At 76.2% G+C, this 1,069-nt stretch carries 1 protein-coding gene; it reads left to right on the top strand.

Annotated elements, in window-relative coordinates; genetic code table 11:
- Positions 1–8: 8 nt before the first annotated feature.
- Entirely contained in the window at positions 9–935 is a 927-nt protein-coding gene (locus tag FOE67_RS26605; protein ID WP_323385577.1) for a DMT family transporter, read from the top strand.
- Positions 936–1,069 lie beyond the last annotated feature (134 nt).

Below are 1,069 nucleotides of genomic sequence, written 5' to 3'. Positions count from 1 at the left end.
GGGCCCCCCTGGATCCGGCACAGGTGCGGATGGACCTGCTGCTGCTGATCGTCGCGGTGACCGGCATCTCGCTCTCCGGTCCCCTGGTCGCCGCCACCGCCGCCCCCGCCCTGGCCATCGCCTTCTGGCGCAACGCCATGGCCGTGGCCGGCCTCACCCCGCTGGTGCTGTTGCGCCGCCGCCTGCGGGCGGAGATCGCCGGCATGGGTCGCCGCAACCTGCTGCTCACCCTCGCCGGCGGCGTCGCCCTCGCCGCCCACTTCGCCCTGTGGCTGCCGAGCCTGCGGATGACCTCCGTCGCCTCCTCGGTGGCCCTGGTCACCACCACCCCGATCTGGGTGCAGGTGTTGTTGCGCCTGCGCGGCCGTCGACCGCCGGCCGCCGTGTGGCTGGGCTCGGCGGTCGCCTTCGCCGGCGTGCTGCTGCTGACCGGCGTGGACCTGACCGTCTCCGCGCGCGCCCTGGCCGGGGACGCCCTGGCCCTGGCCGGCGGGTTCATGGCGGCGGTCTACATGCTGATCGGGGCCGAGGTTCGGCGCACCACCGGCACCACCGGCTACACCTTCGTCTGCTACGGCGCCACCTCCGTGGTGCTGCTGGCCGCCTGCGTGGCGGCCGGAACCCCACTGACCGGCTGGGACACCGTCACCTGGCTGAAGCTGCTGGCCCTCACCCTCACCGCGCAGATCCTGGGCCACTCGGTGCTCAACCGGGTGGTGCGCGGGCTGGGCCCCTCGGTCACCTCGACGGCGATCCTGCTGGAGGCGCCGGGCGCGGCGGTGATCGCGGCGGTGTGGCTGGGTCAGTGGCCGCCGCTGCTCACCTGGGGCGCCCTGGTGGTGATCCTGGTGGGGCTGGTGCTGGTGATCCGGGCCGAGCGCGCTCCCGCCGCGCCGGTGCCCCCGGCACCCGGCGCGGCGCCCACCGGCCCGTAGGGTCGGGGGCATGCGCAGCGACGGCACCGGCTCCCCCGAGGACGCCCCCGGCCCGTTCGGTTTCCCCGATCCGGCGGCGACGCCCGGCACCGGGGGCCTCCCCGGTTTCCCCGGCGTCCCGGCCGGTGGGGACG

Origin of the sequence: Streptomyces calidiresistens, assembly GCF_014141525.1 — a bacterium.
Classification (GTDB): Bacteria; Actinomycetota; Actinomycetes; order Streptomycetales; family Streptomycetaceae; genus Streptomyces; species Streptomyces calidiresistens.
Note: the sequence above shows the minus strand (reverse complement) of the source record. Positions and strands in the feature narration are given on the sequence as shown.